Source organism: Agrococcus sp. TF02-05 (assembly GCF_017565345.1).
Taxonomy (GTDB): Bacteria; Actinomycetota; Actinomycetes; order Actinomycetales; family Microbacteriaceae; genus Agrococcus; species Agrococcus pavilionensis.
Genome location: NZ_JAGEKO010000001.1, coordinates 425056 through 439633, shown reverse-complemented (window position 1 = coordinate 439633; position 14578 = coordinate 425056). Strand labels below are relative to the sequence as shown.

Below are 14578 nucleotides of genomic sequence, written 5' to 3'. Positions count from 1 at the left end.
AACGTCGCCGTCCGAGGAGGAGCGCCATGACCGACACCGCTGTCGAGCCCGAGGAGCAGGTCACCGACGAGGTGCACGACGACCCCAGCGGTCCCGACCGCATCCCGCACTTCATCGACGGGCAGCGTCGGCAGGGCGCCGGCGAGACCGCGCCCGTCTTCAACCCCGCGCTCGGCACGCCCGTCTCGCAGGTGCCGCTCGCCGGCGCCGACGAGGTCGGCGAGGCGATCGCGGCGGCGAGCGCGGCGTTCCCGGCCTGGCGCGACCTCTCGATCGCGAAGCGCCAGTCGATCATGTTCCGCTTCCGCGAGCTCATCGTCTCGCGCAAGGACGAGCTCGCCGCGATCGTCACGCGCGAGCACGGCAAGGTGCACTCCGACGCGCTCGGCGAGATCGCGCGCGGCATCGAGGTCGTCGAGCTCGCGACCGCGTTCCCGCTGCTGACGAAGGGCGAGTACTCCGAGAACGCCTCGACCGGCGTCGACGTCTACTCGCTGCGGCAGCCGCTCGGCGTCGTCGGCATCATCAGCCCGTTCAACTTCCCGGCGATGATCCCGCTGTGGTTCGCGCCGGTCGCGCTCGCCGCGGGCAACGCGGTCGTCATCAAGCCGAGCGAGAAGGACCCGTCGGCGTCGCTCTTCATCGCCGAGCTCTTCCAGGAGGCGGGGCTGCCCGACGGCGTGCTCAACGTCGTGCACGGCGGCAAGGAGGCCGTCGACACGCTCTTGACGCACCCGGAGGTGCAGGCCATCTCGTTCGTCGGCTCGACGCCGATCGCCGAGTACGTCTACGAGACGGGCTCGAAGCACGGCAAGCGCGTGCAGGCGCTCGGCGGCGCGAAGAACCACATGCTCGTGCTGCCCGACGCCGACCTCGACGTCACCGCCGACGCGGCCGTCAACGCGGGCTTCGGCTCGGCGGGCGAGCGCTGCATGGCGATCTCGGTCGTCGTCGCGATCGACTCGATCGCCGACGAGCTCGCCGCCAAGATCAAGGAGAAGATGGCGGGCATCCGCACGGGCGACGGCACGCGCGACAACGACATGGGGCCGCTCATCACCGGGCAGCACCGCGACAAGGTCGCCGGCTACATCCAGACCGCCGCCGACGACGGCGCCTCGCTCGTCGTCGACGGCAGGAACCCGGAGGTCGACGGCGACCCGAACGGCTTCTGGCTGAAGCCCACGCTCATCGACAACGTGCCGACCGACTCCGCCGCCTACAAGGACGAGATCTTCGGACCCGTGCTCTCGATCGTGCGCGTCTCGAGCTACGAGGAGGGGCTCGAGCTCATCAACTCGAACCCCTACGGCAACGGCACGGCGATCTTCACGAACGACGGCGGCGCCGCCCGGCGCTTCCAGAACGAGGTGCAAGTCGGCATGGTCGGCATCAACGTGCCCATCCCCGTGCCGGTGGGATACCACTCGTTCGGCGGCTGGAAGCGCTCGATCTTCGGGCAGGGCAAGGCCTACGGCAAGCACGCGTTCGAGTTCTACACGCGCGAGAAGGTCGTCACGAGCCGCTGGCTCGACCCGAGCCACGGCGGCCTGAACCTCGGCTTCCCGCAGCACGACTGACGCGCGCTGGAGCTGGAGGCGGAGGCCCTCTCGGGCCTCCGCCTCACCTGCACGCCTACCCCGGCCGCCGCACCGCGAAGATGAGCGACGTGCCGAGCTCGCCCGTCGCCGGGTTGACCTCGTCGTCGACGAGTCGAGCCTCGAGCTGCATACCGAGCCGCTCCGCGACCTTGCGAGAGCCGACGTTCTGCTCGTCGAGGTGCGCGATGACGCGATGCGCACCCATCGCGAACGCGAGCTCGAGCGCCGCGCGCGCGGCCTCGGTCGCGATGCCCCTGCCCTGGTGCTCCGCCGCGATCATCCAGCCGAGCTCGGCCTGCCGGCTGCCGAGGCTCGTGATGCGGAGCATGAGGTCGCCGACGAGCGCGCCGCCCTGCTCGATGCCGAGCTGCGCCGCGTCGCCGTCGCGCAGGAAGACGGGCGCGCCGCCCGCCGTCCACGCCATGAGCTCGGCCTCGGTCTGGTCGCGGTTGTAGGTCCAGCGGCGCTGGCCCGGAGCGTTGCGGTAGCCGCGCACGGCCTCGAGGTCGTCGGGGGAGAGGGTGCGCAGCACGAGCCGCTCGGTGCGCAGCGGCAGCGCCGCGCGGAGCGTGCGCATCGCCTCGGCGGGCGCGATCGGCTGCACCGGCATCAGTCCTGCTGCTCCTCGGCCGGCACGCGCACCATGCCCTCCTGCGCGATCGTCGCGACGTGCGTGCCGTCGGCCTTGTAGACGTGGCCGTGCCCGAGCCCCCGGCCGCCGCCGGACGAGCTCGTCTCGAGCTCGAGCAGCAGCCACTCGTCGACGCGCGCGCGACGGTGCCACCACACGGCGTGGTCGAGGCTCGCGGCCTTGAGGCCCGGCGTCGACCATGCCGCGCCGTGCATCCGCACGATCGGCTCGAGGATCGCGTAGTCCGAGAGGTAGGCGAGCGCCGCGCGGTGCAGCGCGTCGTCATCGGGCAGGCGGTCCTTCGCCTTGATCCACACGTGCTGCTTGCCGTGCCGGGGGCGCGAGGGGTCGGGCACGTAGACGGGGCCCTCGACGTGGCGGATGTCGAACGGCCGCGCGATGACCGCGCGCGCCGAGGGGTGCTCGGCGAAGGGCGCGAGCACGTCGTCCGACGAGGGGAGCTCCTCGGGCGACGGCAAGCCCTGCGGCATCGGGTGCTGCGAGCTCGGGCCCGGGTCGACGTCCTGGAAGGAGGAGATCATCGACATGATCGGCAGCCCGTGCTGGTAGGCCTGCACGCGCCGCGTCGAGAAGGAGCGGCCGTCGTGGATGCGGTCGACCGCGAACGTGATGGGCAGCTCGACGTCGCCCGGCCGCACGAAGTAGCCGTGCACCGAGTGGATGTGCCGATCCGCGGCGATCGTCCGCTGCGCCGAGACCACGGCCTGCGCCATCACCTGGCCGCCGAACACGCGACCGAGCGGCATCGGGTGGCTCGTGCCGGTGAAGATGTCCTCATCCGTGCGAGCGCCGGTGTCGACGAGGTCCAGGGTCTCCAGCAGGATGCGGATGCGCTCGCTCATTCGGTTCCTCTCGCGGTCTGGCGCCTAGTCTAGGGAGCGCATGCACCGCATCCTCGCCCTCGACGAACGGGCGCGCGCCGACCTCGTCCTGCTGCTCGACCGCGCCGCGGTCTTCGGCGACGGCACGGTGCGGCTCGTCGCCGACGGCGAGGTCGCGCTGCTCACGACCCCCATGGCGGCGGCCGCCGGGCTGCTCGACTCGGGCCCCACGATCCTCGTCGCGCGCGCGTCGCGCATGCGCGAGCCGGCGCGCTTCGACGGCGTCGTGGCGCTGCCGGCGCTGCGGGATGCGCTGCGCGACGGTGCGGACGTGGAGATCCCGGACGCGGTGACGCGGCCCGCGTGGGCCGCGGTCTCGCCGCCGCGGTCGGGCTGGGCGCACGCGGGCGACGTCTCGCCTGAGGCGATCCGCGCCCTCGCGGTCCAGGCGGCCTCCGACGTGGAGGCGGCGCTGCCCGCATCGCCCGGCGAGGCGGTGCGACGACGCGCGGAGCGCGCGGTGTGGGCACGGCAGGTCGATGCGAGCGGGCTCACCGCGGGCCAGGCGGCCGCGCTCGTCGCGATGCGCTTCCTCGGCCATGCGCCGGTGCGCGTCACCGCGGCCGGCGGCTGGATGCGCGCTTCGGGGCGCGCCGGCGAGGTGCTCGCCCGCTAGCCGAGCGCTGCGGTCGACGCGGCGCGCAGCGAGCGCGTCGCCCGTCGCAGCAGCATGAGCGCCCCGAGCGCCGCTGCCGCCCCGAGCGCGAGCGGGAGCGCGGAGCGCGGGTTGCCCGTCAGCGCGACCATCGCCGTGCCGAAGGCCATGCCGGCGAGGGCCAGCGCGAGCAGCCCCGTCGCCCCGGCGAATCCCGCCGCCAGCTCGGGCCGCCGCTCGAGCTCGCGCTGCGGGTCGACGCCGACGCGCTCGACGCGACGCAGCGCCGATGTCGTCGCGGCGACCGCCAGGAGCCCGCCGAGACCGAGCGCCAGCATGACGAGCGACGGCATGGCGAGGATCGTCCGCTGGCCCAGCACGACCGCCCCGAGGAGCATCGCGGCGATCGCGGCGACGATGAGCGCGCCCGAGGCGACCGCGGTGAAGCGAGCGACGCGTCGCCACGGCACGTGCACGACCGGAGTCGGAGCGCTGGGCTGCTCGTGATCGGTCATCGGCGGCTCCGGTGCTCGAGGGTCGGTGGAGAGCGGAGCCCCGGTCGTCGGTCGGTGCGTCGTCGCCCTGCGGTCACCGTACCCTGCCGACGGCGCTCGCCGCCCTGGCTCAGGCGCCGGCGTCGTCGAGGAGCTCGAGCAGCCCCGCGGGGACGAGGTCGAGCTCCGGGTCGCGGAAGCGCTCGACGGGGAGCCACCACACCGGGTGGCCCGCGTCCGTGACCGAGGGGAGCACCGCATCCGCCGCCAGGTCGATCTCGAGGACGAAGACGTGCTCGTGCAGGGTGCGGCCGGCGAACTCGAGGACGCTCTCGAGCACGCCGAGCAGCCGCGGAGCCTCGACCGCGAGGCCGAGCTCCTCGTCGAGCTCGCGCACGATCGTCTCGGCGGCGAGCTCGCCCGGCTCGATGCCGCCGCCGGGCGGCCGCGCGAGCGTGCGACCCGTGACGGGATCGACCGTGCTCGTCACGAGCAGGCGCCCGGCAGCATCGCGCACGACCGCGATCGCGATCGCGCGGATGCGGTCGGGCGGCGCCGCGGTCACAGGATGTCGAGCTCGGGGATGGCGCCGAGCTCCTGCGCGAGACCGCCGCCGTTCGACGACCACACCCACGGGTGCATCGAGCGCGTGTCGGCGTGCTTGCGGCCACCGGCGAGCACCGCCTCCTGCGCTGAGAGCTCGCGGATCGCGACCGCGCGGACGTGCTCGGGGTGGGCGCTCGCGAACTCGCCGTAGAGCTCCTCGTCGTGCTGGCCGTCGTCGCCGACGAGCAGCCACCGCACGTGCGGCAGCTCGCGCGCGAGGCGGCGCAGCTGCGCGCGCTTGTGCTCCTTGCCCGAGCGGAAGAAGCGGTCGGGCGTCGGGCCCCAATCGGTCAGCAGCATGCTGCCGGCGGGGTAGAGGTTGCGGGAGAGGAAGCGCGTGAGCGCCGGCGCCGCGTTCCACGCGCCGGTCGAGAGGTAGATGAACGGGCTCTCGGGATGCCGCTGCGCGATGCGCTCGTAGAGCACGGCCATGCCGGGCACGGGGGAGCGCGCGTGCTCGTCGAGCACGAAGGCGTTCCACGCTGCGAGCAGCGGCCGCGGGAGCGACGTCACCATCACGGTGTCGTCGATGTCGCTCACGACCCCGAAGCGCGTCGCCGGGTCGACCACGAACACGGGAGCGGTGACGGGCGCGCTGCCCGCGACCGAGACGGTCACCTCGCGCCAGCCGGGCTCGAGCCGCATCGGCACGCGGGCATCGACGAGGCCGCCGCGATCCGCCGTCACGACGTGGCGCTCGCCGCCCGCCTCGATCATCACGTCGATGTCGTTGAGCGCGAGCGATGTGAAGGAGCGCCAGCCCCGCACGTTCTCGTAGAGGGCGCCGCGCTCGCCGCCCGGCTCGACGAGCAGCACGCGCGCGAGCACGCGCACCCAGCCCTCGCCGCCGTAGCCGGGGTACGTGACGATCGCGGGCAGGCGACCCGCGCGCAGCGCCCCGGCCTCGCGGTGCTCGTGCACCCAGTCCTCGACGCGCGCCGCGACGTGCTTGATCGGCTCGGGGATGCGGGCGAGCGGCACCAGCTCTTCCATGGGCGGCTCCTCCCGGGTCGTCGTCGGGATCGACCCTACCGAGTCGCCGCCGGCTCGATGAGCGAGGGGCCCTCCTCGCGCACGCTCCCGACGCGCCGGTCCACCTCGTGCATCGCGAGCGACTCCGCGACCGCGCCCGCCTCCGCGACGACGGCCTCGAGCGCGGCCTCGCCGTCCTCCTCGGGGTCGAGCCACGCATCCCGCATCTCGGGGGAGACGACGACCGGCATGCGCTCGTGGATGTCGGCGAGCGCGCCCGACGCCGCCGTCGTGAGGATCGTGGTCGAGAGCAGCCACGTGCCATCGGGCTGCTTCCACCAGGCGTAGAGGCCCGCGAAGCTCAAGGGGCGGTCGTCGTGGATGTAGAACGGCGTCTTCGACTCGCCGCGCTTCTGCCACTCGAACCAGCCGTCGGCCGGCACGAGCGCGCGGCGCTCGCGGACGGCGTCGCGGAACATCGGCTTCGAGGCCGCGGTCTCGGCGCGGGCGTTGAACGCGCGCGTGCCGACCGAGATGTCGTCGGCCCACGCCGGCACGAGTCCCCAGCGGGCCGGCTCGAGGCGGCGGATGGGCGGCGAGTCGTCGCGCGGGGACGGCTCGACCACGATCGGCACGGTCGTCGTCGGCGGGATGTTCCAGTTCGCCGCGGGGATCTCGCCCTGCTCGTCGATCTCGAACAGCGCCACGAGGTCGCTCGCGGGCGTGGCCATGACGTAGCGTCCGCACATGCCGAACATGATCGCACCGCTCGGAGCGGACGTGCGTCATCATTGGCCCATGAACGATCGTCAGGCCAGCGGCTCCTCCGTCACGGTCCGCCACGAGCCGGTGCAGGCACGCGCCGCGCTCCGCATCGAGGCGCTCCTCGACGCCGCGGCGGCGGTCGTCGTCGACCACGGCATCGAGCACCTCACGACCGCGCTCGTCGCGGAGCGCGCGGGCGCCTCGATCGGCACCGTCTACCGCTACTTCCCCGACCGGGTCGCGGTGCTCGTGGCGCTCGCGGAGCGCAACCTCGAGCGCATCCGGCTCGCGATCGAGCGCGTGCTGCTCGCCGAGCACCCCTCGCTCATGGCGACGATCGAGGCGGTCGTCGACGCGATGGTCGAGACCTTCCGCACGGTGCCCTCGTTCCGCTCGCTGCGCGGCGGCGAGGGGCTCGACCTCGGGCCGTCGGAGCGGCCGCCGGTCGCGCCGACCTTCGTCGACGACATGGCCGCCCACTTGCGCGAGCGCTGGGAGATCGAGCTCGACGACGAGCAGCGGGAGGCGCTCGAGCTCGCGATCGGTGCGCTCGACGCGCTCGTGACCTACGCGTTCCTGCACGACCCCGACGGCGACCCGCGCTACCTGCAGCTCGGCGTGCAGGTCATGCGCGAGCGCATCGTCGCGGCGCTGCCGCAGCTCGCCGAGGGCGCGTAGCGCTCAGCGCTCCTCGCCGGAGCGCTCCTGGGCCGAGCGCTCCTGGGCCGATCGCTCCTCCTCCGAGCGCTCCTCCTCGTCGTCCTCGCGCATGTGCCGCGCCTCGAGTCGCGAGACGAGCTGCTTGACGCCCCAGACGGCGAGCACGAACGCGACGATCACGGCGACGAGCACGTAGCCCGCGCCGTGCAGCTCGTCGGCGAGCTCGCGGTAGCTGCCGCCGGCCGCCCAGCCCGCGCTCGCGTAGGCGGTCGCCCAGAGCCCGCACGCGGGGAGGGTCCAGGCGAGGAACCGCCGGTAGGGCATGGGGGAGGCGCCGACGATGAGCGGGACGAGCGAGTGCGCGACGGGGAGGAAGCGCGAGAGGAAGATGGCGATCCCGCCGCGCCGCGCGAGGTAGCGCTCGGTGCGGCGCCAGCGCTTCGACGCCGCCGGCCAGCGGCGCGCGAGCCAGCGATCGATCCGCGGGCCGAGCCAGCGGCCGATCGCGAAGCCGATCGACTCGCCTGCGATCGCGCCGAGCACCGTCGCGGCGATGAGCGCGAGCCACCACGGCCACTCCTCGACCGCGAGGGCGGCGATGATGACGACGGTGTCGCCCGGCACGAGCAGCCCGAGCAGCACGCTCGTCTCGAGCGCCATCGCGATGAACGCCAGCAGGGTGCGCAGCCACGGGTCGATCGATCCGACGGTCTCCAGCACGACGTCGATGACGTCATCGATCACGAGCGGGCCGCCGTCGCCGGGACGCGGAGGGCGTCGAGGCGCGCGCGCCACGCGTCGACGCGGGAGGGGGTCGCGAGCTCCGGGCCGCCGTGCCACGACGTGACGCCGCGGATGCCGCGGAGCGCGTTCGCGAGCCACACCTCGGCGCCCTCGAGCTCGTCGGGGCGGGCGGCGACCTGGCGCAGCTCGATGCCGTCGAGGCGGGCGAGCTCGGCGATCACGGCGGCGGTCACCGAGGCCATGTGGGGGATGCGCGGGGCGGGCACGTGCAGGACGCCGCCCTGCCACCACAGGAGCGCCGACCGCGAGCCCTCGGCGACGACGCCGTCCGAGCACAGGACCGGCTCGACCTCGCGCCCGGCCCTCGCCGACTCGTCCTCCAGGAGCGCCTGGAGCGCCTCGAGGTCGGGACCCTTTCGCAGCGGCGCGCGCCGCGGGTCGCGCGCGGCGGTGACGACCTCGACGCGATCGCTCGGCGCGGGGGCCGGGCGCATCCGCAGCCGGATGCCCGCCGGGGTGAGGTCGACGCGCGGCGACCAGCGGCCCTCGCCCGGCGCGAGCTCGACGGCGCTCCTGACGGCCGCCATCGCGTCGAGCCGATCCCCGCCGACCTCCGCCACCGCATCCGCGAAGCGCAGCTGGTGCCGCTGCCACGCGAGCACGCGGCCGTCGGCGACGAGCCACGAGTCCGCGGCGATCGTCGCCCCGACCGGCTCGTCGACGGGCGCGAAGCCGCCCGCCGACCACGCGCGGACGGGCTGCTCGGCGCTCATAGGATGCACCCTATGCCAGCGACCTCTGCGCACTTGCTGCCGCACCTCGGCGCTCGCTGGTCGCTCCCCGTCGACGTCTCGCCCGAGTCGGCGTTCGCGGCGCTCGAGGCCGCCGGCGGCGACGTCGTGTGGCTCGACTCATCCTCGAGCGGCGACCACGTCATCGGCACGGGCCGGCACGTGCTGCTCGTCGAGGACGGTCGCGCGACGCTCGACGGCCGCCCGGTGGACGGCGACGCGCTCGCGGCGCTCGAGGCCGCGCGCGCCGCGACGCCCGGCGCGTGGGTCGGCTGGCTCGGGTTCGAGGCCGGCGTGCGGATGCTCGGGCTGCAGCCGCCGGCTGGGCGCTTCTCCGAGGCGGCCTGGCTGCTGCTCGACCGGTGGATCGTCGTCTCGGGCGGCGAGGCGCAGCTGCAGTCGCGCGACGGCGAGCCGTGGGCGATCCCGGCGATGCCCGCGCCGCGCGTGCCCTCGAACGCGCGCATCGACCCGTCGAGCCTCCGCTGGCGCGACGACGACGCAGGCTACGCCGCGAAGGTCGAGCGCTGCCGCGAGCACATCCGCGACGGCGACTCGTACGTGCTGTGCCTCACGACCGCGATCGAGGCGCCGCCGCTCGACATGGTCGCGACGCACGCGCGGCTGCGGGCCGCGAGCCCCGTGCACCACGGCGGGCTGCTGCGCATCGGGGGCGTCACCGTCTCGAGCGCGAGCCCCGAGACCTTCCTGCGCGTCGAGGGCGGCGTCGCGACCACTCGCCCCATCAAGGGCACGCGCCGCCGCGGCGCCGACGACGACGCCGCGCTCGCGCGCGAGCTCTTCGAGAGCGAGAAGGAGCGCGCCGAGAACGTCATGATCGTCGACCTGTGCCGCAACGACCTGCAGCGCGTCTCCGAGCCCGGTTCGGTCGAGGTCGCGGGGCTGCTCGCGGTCGAGACCTACCCGACGGTGCACCAGCTCGTCTCGACCGTGCGGTCGCGGCTGCTGCCGGGCCTCGGCCCGCTCGACGCGGTGCGCGCGCTCTTCCCGGCGGGCTCGATGACGGGCGCTCCCAAGCGCCGCACGGTCGAGCTGCTGCAGGGCCTCGAGGGCGCGCCGCGGGGCGTGTACAGCGGATGCTTCGGGGTCGTCGCGGGGGAGTCGTGCCAGCTCGCGATGGTCATCCGGTCGGTCGTCGCCGACGCAGACGGCGCGCACATCGGCGTCGGCGGGGGCGTGACCGCGCTCTCCGAGCCGGCGTTCGAGGTCGATGAGCTGCACGTGAAGGCCGCGGCGATGCTCGCGTCACTCGTCCCCGCGTGACGATCGCGCGCCCGCGGCTCAGCTGCGCTCGCTCGCCGCGCGCTCCTCGGCCATGCGCGCGACGCGCTCGAGCCGCGACTCCCACTGCCGCCCGATCGCATCGAGCCGGTCGGCGAGCGCGCTGAGGCTCGCGCCGATCGCGCGGTGCCGCACCGAGCGGCCCTCGCGCGCCGACTCGACGAGGCCCGCCGCCTCGAGCACCGCGAGGTGCTTCGCGATCGCCTGCCGGGAGACGGGCAGCTCCACGGCGAGCTCGCTCGCGGATCGCGCGCGGCTGCCGAGCAGCTCGAGGATCGCCCAGCGCGTGTCGTCGGCGAGCGCGGCGAGCTGCTGCGTGGGCGCGGGGGCGGATCCGCTCACCGCGCCGCCTCGAGCACGTGCCGCCGCAGCCCGTCGAGCACCATCTCCCACCCGCCGGCGTTGCCGCGCATCCGGTCGTCGCGCACGTCGCCGGGCACGCGCATCCACCCCGACTCGACGACCGTGACGCGCGTGCCGTCGCCGAGCGGCTCGAGGTCGAAGCGCACGTCGCACGCGGTCGGGCCGGGCTCGGCCTCGCCGATCTCGCCCCAGCGGAACGCGAAGGTGCGCTCGGGCCGCAGCACGCGGATCGCGACGGGCCACCGCTCGCCCTCGTGCTCGAAGGTGCCGGTGACGCCCTCGCGGAGGCCGCCGGGAAAGACGGCGGGATGCCCCCACCAGGCCTCGATCGAGGCGGGGTCGGTGAGGTGGCGCCACACGAGCGCGACGGGAACGGCGACGTCGAGCGAGCGCGTGATCGTGCCTGCGAGCGGGTCGATGGCGGCGGGCGTCCAGCGGCGCGCGAGGAGCGCGATGAGCTCGTCGAGCTCGGAGGTCCAGCCCTCGCGGTTGTCCTCGAGCGCCGCGCGCACGGCGACCTCGTCGCCGAGCCGCTCGAAGCCGGTCTCGATCACGGTGACGCGCGTGCCGCCGTCGACGCGCTCGAGGGTGAAGGTCGCGAGCGTGCTGCGCTCGTCGCGGAGCGGCTCGCCGCGCCGGCCCCAGCGGAACGCCCAGACGTGCGGCGCCTCGGCGCGCTCTATGCGGGCGGGGAACTCGTCGGCGTCGCTCCAGCCGAAGGAGCCGGTGGCGCCCTCGCCGGTGCCGTCGGGGAAGGTAGCGGTGTCGCCGAACCAGTCGGCGAGCGAGGCGGGGTCGGTCAGGCACTCCCACACGACCTCGATCGGCGCGCGGACGGCGATCGTGCGCGTCACGCGCGCGCCCGGCTCGTCGATCGCAGCCTGGGCGTCGTGCCGGTGCTCGGCAGGGTCCGTGTGCGGCATGCTTCCTCCTGCAATCGGTTGGTTGCAGGCCACGGTAGCCCGGCGAGGAAGAAAGTGCAACCACAGGGTTGCATCAGTTGCTCGCCGACTCCAGGTGCTCCGCGAGATCCACGAGCTCGTCGAGCTCGACCGTCCAGCCGGCGGCGAGCGCGCGCAGCGACTCCCGCTTCGACGCGTCGTCGCCCTCGAGCGGGAATCCCGACTCGACGAGGTGCACCTGCGTCTGGCCGTCGACGTCGCGGAGCGTCATCTCGACCGTCGACGCCTTGTCCGAGAGGATGCCCTCGGCCCAGTCGAAGACGAAGCGCGAGCCGGGCTCGAGCTCGCGGATGCGCGCGGCGAGCACGACCTCGCCCGTCCAGGCGAAGCGGCCGGTCGCCCCGGCGACGACGCCGTCGGGGAACGCGGCGATGTCGCCGAGCCAGCGCGCGAGCAGCTCGGGCTCGGTCAGGCAGCGCCACACCGTGCCGCGGTCCGCGTCGACGGCGACGATGCGCGTCACGCGCACGCCTGGCACATCGACCGTCGCGGGCGGGTTCTCGAACTCCGGCACCGTTGGGCCTCCCTCCGGCTGCCCCGATTGTGCCACGCGGCGCCTCCGCACGAGCGCCCGTAGACTGGGAAGCCGTCGTGCCGACTCCGGCCGACGACACCCAGGAGCCCATGTGACCGACGAGACCTACGACTTCGCCCGCATCCAGCAGCGATGGCTGCCGGTGTGGGACGAGCTGCGCCCCTTCGCGACCGACGACGAGACCGACACCCGGCCGCGCAAGTACGTGCTCGACATGTTCCCCTACCCGTCGGGCGACCTCCACATGGGGCACGCCGAGTCGTACGCGTACGGCGACGTGCTCGCGCGCTACTGGCGCCAGCAGGGCTTCAACGTGCTCCACCCGATCGGCTGGGACTCGTTCGGCCTGCCGGCCGAGAACGCCGCGATCAAGCGCGGCGCCGACCCGAAGGAGTGGACCGAGGCCAACATCGAGCAGCACAAGCGCTCGATGCGGCTCTACGCGACCGCGTTCGACTGGGACCGCATCCTCCACACCTCCGACCCCTCGTACTACAAGTGGAACCAGTGGCTGTTCCTCGAGATGTACAAGGCCGGGCTCGCCTACCGGAAGCCCTCGAACGTCAACTGGTGCCCGAAGGACCAGACCGTGCTCGCGAACGAGCAGGTCATCGGCGGGCTGTGCGAGCGCTGCGACACCCCGGTCGTCAAGAAGAAGCTCACCCAGTGGTACTTCAAGATCACCGACTACGCCGACCGGCTGCTCGATGACCTCAACCAGCTCGAGGGCCGCTGGCCCGAGAAGGTGCTGCGCATGCAGCGCAACTGGATCGGCCGCTCCGAGGGCGCCGAGGTCGAGTTCGAGATCGAGGGCCACCACTCGCGCGTGCCCGTCTTCACGACGCGCCCCGACACGCTCTACGGCGCGACGTTCATGGTCGTCGCGCCCGACTCCGACCTCGCCGCCGAGCTCGCCGCGGGCGCGAGCCCCGAGGTGCGGATGCGGTTCCAGGACTACCTGGAGTCGGTCGGGCGGATGACGGAGATCGACCGGCAGAGCACCGAGCGCCCGAAGACGGGCGTCGACCTCGGCCGCTTCGCGATCCACCCGCTCACCGGGGAGCGCATGCCCGTGTGGGCCGCCGACTACGTGCTCGCCGACTACGGCCACGGCGCCGTCATGGCGGTGCCGGCCCACGACCAGCGCGACCTCGACTTCGCCCGCGCGTTCGACCTGCCGATCAAGGTCGTCGTCGATACGCTCGCGCCCGTCACGGGCGTCATGCCGACGATCCCGCTCGACGAGCACGGCAACGCGGTGCTGCCCGAGGATCTCCCTCCGCTCGACCCGGCCTCGACCGGCGTCGCGCTGCCCGGCGAGGGCCGCATGATCAACTCCGGCGAGCTCGACGGCCTCTCGAAGCAGCACGCGATCGGCCGCATGATCCAGCTGCTCGAGCGCAAGGGCGTCGGCCGCGCGGCGAAGTCGTTCCGGCTGCGCGACTGGCTCGTGAGCCGCCAGCGCTACTGGGGCACGCCCATCCCCATCATCCACACGGCCGACGGGCAGGAGGTGCCGGTGCCGTATGACCAGCTGCCGGTCACGCTGCCCGACTCGCACGGCCTCGACCTGTCGCCGAAGGGCTCGAGCCCGCTCGGCGCCGCCGAGGACTGGGTCAATGTGCCCTCGCCGATCGACGGCACTCCCGCGCGCCGCGATGCCGACACGATGGACACGTTCGTCGACTCCTCCTGGTACTACCTGCGGTTCCTGAGCCCGAGCGACGACACCCAGCCGTTCGACAAGGAGCAGGTCGAGCGCTGGGCGCCCGTCGACCGCTACGTCGGCGGCGTCGAGCACGCGATCCTGCACCTGCTCTACGCGCGCTTCATCACGAAGGTGCTCTTCGACATGGGCCACGTGCCCTTCACCGAGCCCTTCGAGTCGCTGCTCAACCAGGGCATGGTGATCCTCGACGGCGGCAAGATGTCGAAGTCGAAGGGCAACCTCGTCGAGCTCTCGGACGAGCTCGAGAAGCACGGGGTCGACGCGGTGCGGCTCGCGATGAGCTTCGCGGGCCCGCCGGAGGACGACATCGACTGGCGCGACGTGAGCCCCGCGGGCGCGCAGAAGTTCCTCGCGCGCGCGTGGCGGCTCTCGAAGGAGCCGCTCGCGAAGCGCGGCACCGACCCCAAGGGCGGCGACCGGGGGCTGCGGCGCGAGACGCACCGGTTCCTGGCGGATGCGCCGGGTCTCGTCGAGTCGCTCAAGTTCAACGTCGTCGTCGCTCGCCTCATGGAGCTCACGAACGCGACGCGCAAGGCCGTCGACTCCGGCGCCGGCGCGGCCGACCCCGCCGTGCGCGAGGCGGTCGAGACGATCGCGCTCGGCCTGTCGCTCTTCGCGCCGTACACGGCGGAGGACATGTGGGCGAACCTCGGCCACGAGCCCTCGGTCGCGAACGCGGGATGGCGCAAGCCCGATCGCTCGCTGCTCGTCGAGCAGTCGACGACCGCGATCGTGCAGGTGAACGGCAAGGTGCGCGACCGGGCCGAGGTGCCCGTCGACATCGCCGATGCCGAGCTCGAGCGCCGCGCCCGGGAGCTGCCGGGCGTCGCGCGCTCGATCGGCGACGGGGTCGTGCGGCACGTCGTCGTGCGGGCGCCGAAGCTCGTGAACTTCGTCGTCGGCTGACCCGACCGGCCGCTGGCTGA

Annotated in this window: 16 protein-coding genes; 5 read left to right on the top strand and 11 right to left on the bottom strand. The window is 73.7% G+C overall.

What is annotated here, in order from left to right; genetic code table 11:
• Positions 1 to 26: 26 nt before the first annotated feature.
• Complete coding sequence (locus JQT67_RS02210; protein ID WP_208063285.1) at positions 27 to 1580, top strand: CoA-acylating methylmalonate-semialdehyde dehydrogenase; 1554 nt, start codon at positions 27 to 29, stop codon at positions 1578 to 1580.
• A gap of 55 nt (positions 1581 to 1635) precedes the next feature.
• Here the strand turns inward: JQT67_RS02210 and JQT67_RS02205 are convergent, their stop codons facing one another.
• Together JQT67_RS02205 and JQT67_RS02200 are read right to left on the bottom strand one after the other, a co-directional pair.
• On the bottom strand, positions 1636 to 2211 hold the full coding sequence (locus JQT67_RS02205) for a GNAT family N-acetyltransferase (RefSeq protein ID WP_208063284.1): 576 nt from the start codon (positions 2209 to 2211) through the stop codon (positions 1636 to 1638).
• Positions 2211 to 3095, bottom strand: coding sequence for an acyl-CoA thioesterase II (locus JQT67_RS02200; RefSeq protein WP_208063283.1), 885 nt, complete (start codon positions 3093 to 3095; stop codon positions 2211 to 2213). Before JQT67_RS02200 ends, JQT67_RS02205 begins: the two co-directional genes overlap by 1 nt.
• A 40-nt stretch (positions 3096 to 3135) precedes the next feature.
• Between JQT67_RS02200 and JQT67_RS02195 the strand changes: the two genes are divergently transcribed.
• Entirely contained in the window at positions 3136 to 3750 is a 615-nt protein-coding gene (locus tag JQT67_RS02195) for a hypothetical protein (protein ID WP_208063282.1), read from the top strand.
• Here JQT67_RS02195 and JQT67_RS02190 read toward each other — a convergent pair.
• From JQT67_RS02190 to JQT67_RS02175, 4 genes are all read right to left on the bottom strand, one after another.
• Positions 3747 to 4244: a hypothetical protein gene (locus JQT67_RS02190; RefSeq protein WP_208063281.1), complete on the bottom strand. Its 498-nt coding sequence runs from the start codon at positions 4242 to 4244 to the stop codon at positions 3747 to 3749. The two genes, JQT67_RS02195 and JQT67_RS02190, sit on opposite strands and share 4 nt — an antisense overlap.
• A 109-nt stretch (positions 4245 to 4353) precedes the next feature.
• A complete protein-coding gene (locus JQT67_RS02185) occupies positions 4354 to 4788 on the bottom strand; it encodes an NUDIX domain-containing protein (protein ID WP_208063280.1) in 435 nt (144 codons plus the stop codon).
• The gene (locus JQT67_RS02180) at positions 4785 to 5822 is read right to left on the bottom strand and encodes an App1 family protein (protein ID WP_208063279.1); all 1038 of its coding nucleotides are present in this window, start codon (positions 5820 to 5822) and stop codon (positions 4785 to 4787) included. The genes JQT67_RS02185 and JQT67_RS02180 overlap by 4 nt, the downstream gene beginning before the upstream one ends.
• Before the next feature lie 35 nt (positions 5823 to 5857).
• The gene (locus JQT67_RS02175) at positions 5858 to 6550 is read right to left on the bottom strand and encodes an SOS response-associated peptidase (protein ID WP_208063278.1); all 693 of its coding nucleotides are present in this window, start codon (positions 6548 to 6550) and stop codon (positions 5858 to 5860) included.
• A gap of 49 nt (positions 6551 to 6599) precedes the next feature.
• Here JQT67_RS02175 and JQT67_RS02170 point away from each other — a divergent pair, with 49 nt between their 5' ends.
• Positions 6600 to 7244 carry a TetR/AcrR family transcriptional regulator gene (locus tag JQT67_RS02170; protein WP_208063277.1) on the top strand — a complete coding sequence of 215 codons (645 nt, stop codon included), beginning with the start codon at positions 6600 to 6602 and terminating at the stop codon, positions 7242 to 7244.
• Between the two features lie 3 nt (positions 7245 to 7247).
• Here JQT67_RS02170 and JQT67_RS02165 read toward each other — a convergent pair whose 3' ends face one another.
• Positions 7248 to 7970: a DedA family protein gene (locus JQT67_RS02165; RefSeq protein ID WP_307864159.1), complete on the bottom strand. Its 723-nt coding sequence runs from the start codon at positions 7968 to 7970 to the stop codon at positions 7248 to 7250.
• Positions 7967 to 8743, bottom strand: coding sequence for an aminotransferase class IV (locus JQT67_RS02160; protein ID WP_208063276.1), 777 nt, complete (start codon positions 8741 to 8743; stop codon positions 7967 to 7969). Before JQT67_RS02160 ends, JQT67_RS02165 begins: the two co-directional genes overlap by 4 nt.
• 12 nt (positions 8744 to 8755) lie before the next feature.
• On the opposite strand from JQT67_RS02160, the gene JQT67_RS02155 reads away from it, so the two are divergent.
• Positions 8756 to 10045 (top strand): anthranilate synthase component I family protein, encoded by a 1290-nt coding sequence (locus JQT67_RS02155; RefSeq protein ID WP_208063275.1) that lies wholly within the window; start codon positions 8756 to 8758, stop codon positions 10043 to 10045.
• 18 nt (positions 10046 to 10063) lie between these two features.
• Here JQT67_RS02155 and JQT67_RS02150 read toward each other — a convergent pair whose 3' ends face one another.
• The 3 genes from JQT67_RS02150 to JQT67_RS02140 all read right to left on the bottom strand — a co-directional run bounded on the left by JQT67_RS02150 (position 10064) and on the right by JQT67_RS02140 (position 11902).
• Complete coding sequence (locus JQT67_RS02150) at positions 10064 to 10405, bottom strand: metalloregulator ArsR/SmtB family transcription factor (protein WP_021011351.1); 342 nt, start codon at positions 10403 to 10405, stop codon at positions 10064 to 10066.
• Positions 10402 to 11349: an SRPBCC domain-containing protein gene (locus JQT67_RS02145; protein WP_208063274.1), complete on the bottom strand. Its 948-nt coding sequence runs from the start codon at positions 11347 to 11349 to the stop codon at positions 10402 to 10404. Before JQT67_RS02145 ends, JQT67_RS02150 begins: the two co-directional genes overlap by 4 nt.
• 73 nt (positions 11350 to 11422) lie before the next feature.
• The gene (locus JQT67_RS02140) at positions 11423 to 11902 is read right to left on the bottom strand and encodes an SRPBCC domain-containing protein (protein WP_307864158.1); all 480 of its coding nucleotides are present in this window, start codon (positions 11900 to 11902) and stop codon (positions 11423 to 11425) included.
• 112 nt (positions 11903 to 12014) lie between these two features.
• Between JQT67_RS02140 and leuS the strand changes: the two genes are divergently transcribed.
• Positions 12015 to 14558 carry a leucine--tRNA ligase gene (leuS, locus tag JQT67_RS02135; protein ID WP_307864157.1) on the top strand — a complete coding sequence of 848 codons (2544 nt, stop codon included), beginning with the start codon at positions 12015 to 12017 and terminating at the stop codon, positions 14556 to 14558.
• Positions 14559 to 14578: the final 20 nt, after the last annotated feature.

Bases quoted from the DNA above. Each gene is read 5' to 3' on its own strand.
- JQT67_RS02145 (WP_208063274.1), bottom strand. From the start codon at position 11,349: ATGCCGCACACGGACCCTGCCGAGCACCGGCACGACGCCCAGGCTGCG.
- JQT67_RS02155 (WP_208063275.1), top strand. From the start codon at position 8,756: ATGCCAGCGACCTCTGCGCACTTGCTGCCGCACCTCGGCGCTCGCTGG.
- JQT67_RS02160 (WP_208063276.1), bottom strand. From the start codon at position 8,743: ATGAGCGCCGAGCAGCCCGTCCGCGCGTGGTCGGCGGGCGGCTTCGCG.
- JQT67_RS02210 (WP_208063285.1), top strand. From the start codon at position 27: ATGACCGACACCGCTGTCGAGCCCGAGGAGCAGGTCACCGACGAGGTG.
- JQT67_RS02180 (WP_208063279.1), bottom strand. From the start codon at position 5,822: ATGGAAGAGCTGGTGCCGCTCGCCCGCATCCCCGAGCCGATCAAGCAC.
- JQT67_RS02175 (WP_208063278.1), bottom strand. From the start codon at position 6,550: ATGTGCGGACGCTACGTCATGGCCACGCCCGCGAGCGACCTCGTGGCG.
- JQT67_RS02200 (WP_208063283.1), bottom strand. From the start codon at position 3,095: ATGAGCGAGCGCATCCGCATCCTGCTGGAGACCCTGGACCTCGTCGAC.
- JQT67_RS02205 (WP_208063284.1), bottom strand. From the start codon at position 2,211: ATGCCGGTGCAGCCGATCGCGCCCGCCGAGGCGATGCGCACGCTCCGC.
- JQT67_RS02170 (WP_208063277.1), top strand. From the start codon at position 6,600: ATGAACGATCGTCAGGCCAGCGGCTCCTCCGTCACGGTCCGCCACGAG.
- JQT67_RS02195 (WP_208063282.1), top strand. From the start codon at position 3,136: ATGCACCGCATCCTCGCCCTCGACGAACGGGCGCGCGCCGACCTCGTC.
- JQT67_RS02190 (WP_208063281.1), bottom strand. From the start codon at position 4,244: ATGACCGATCACGAGCAGCCCAGCGCTCCGACTCCGGTCGTGCACGTG.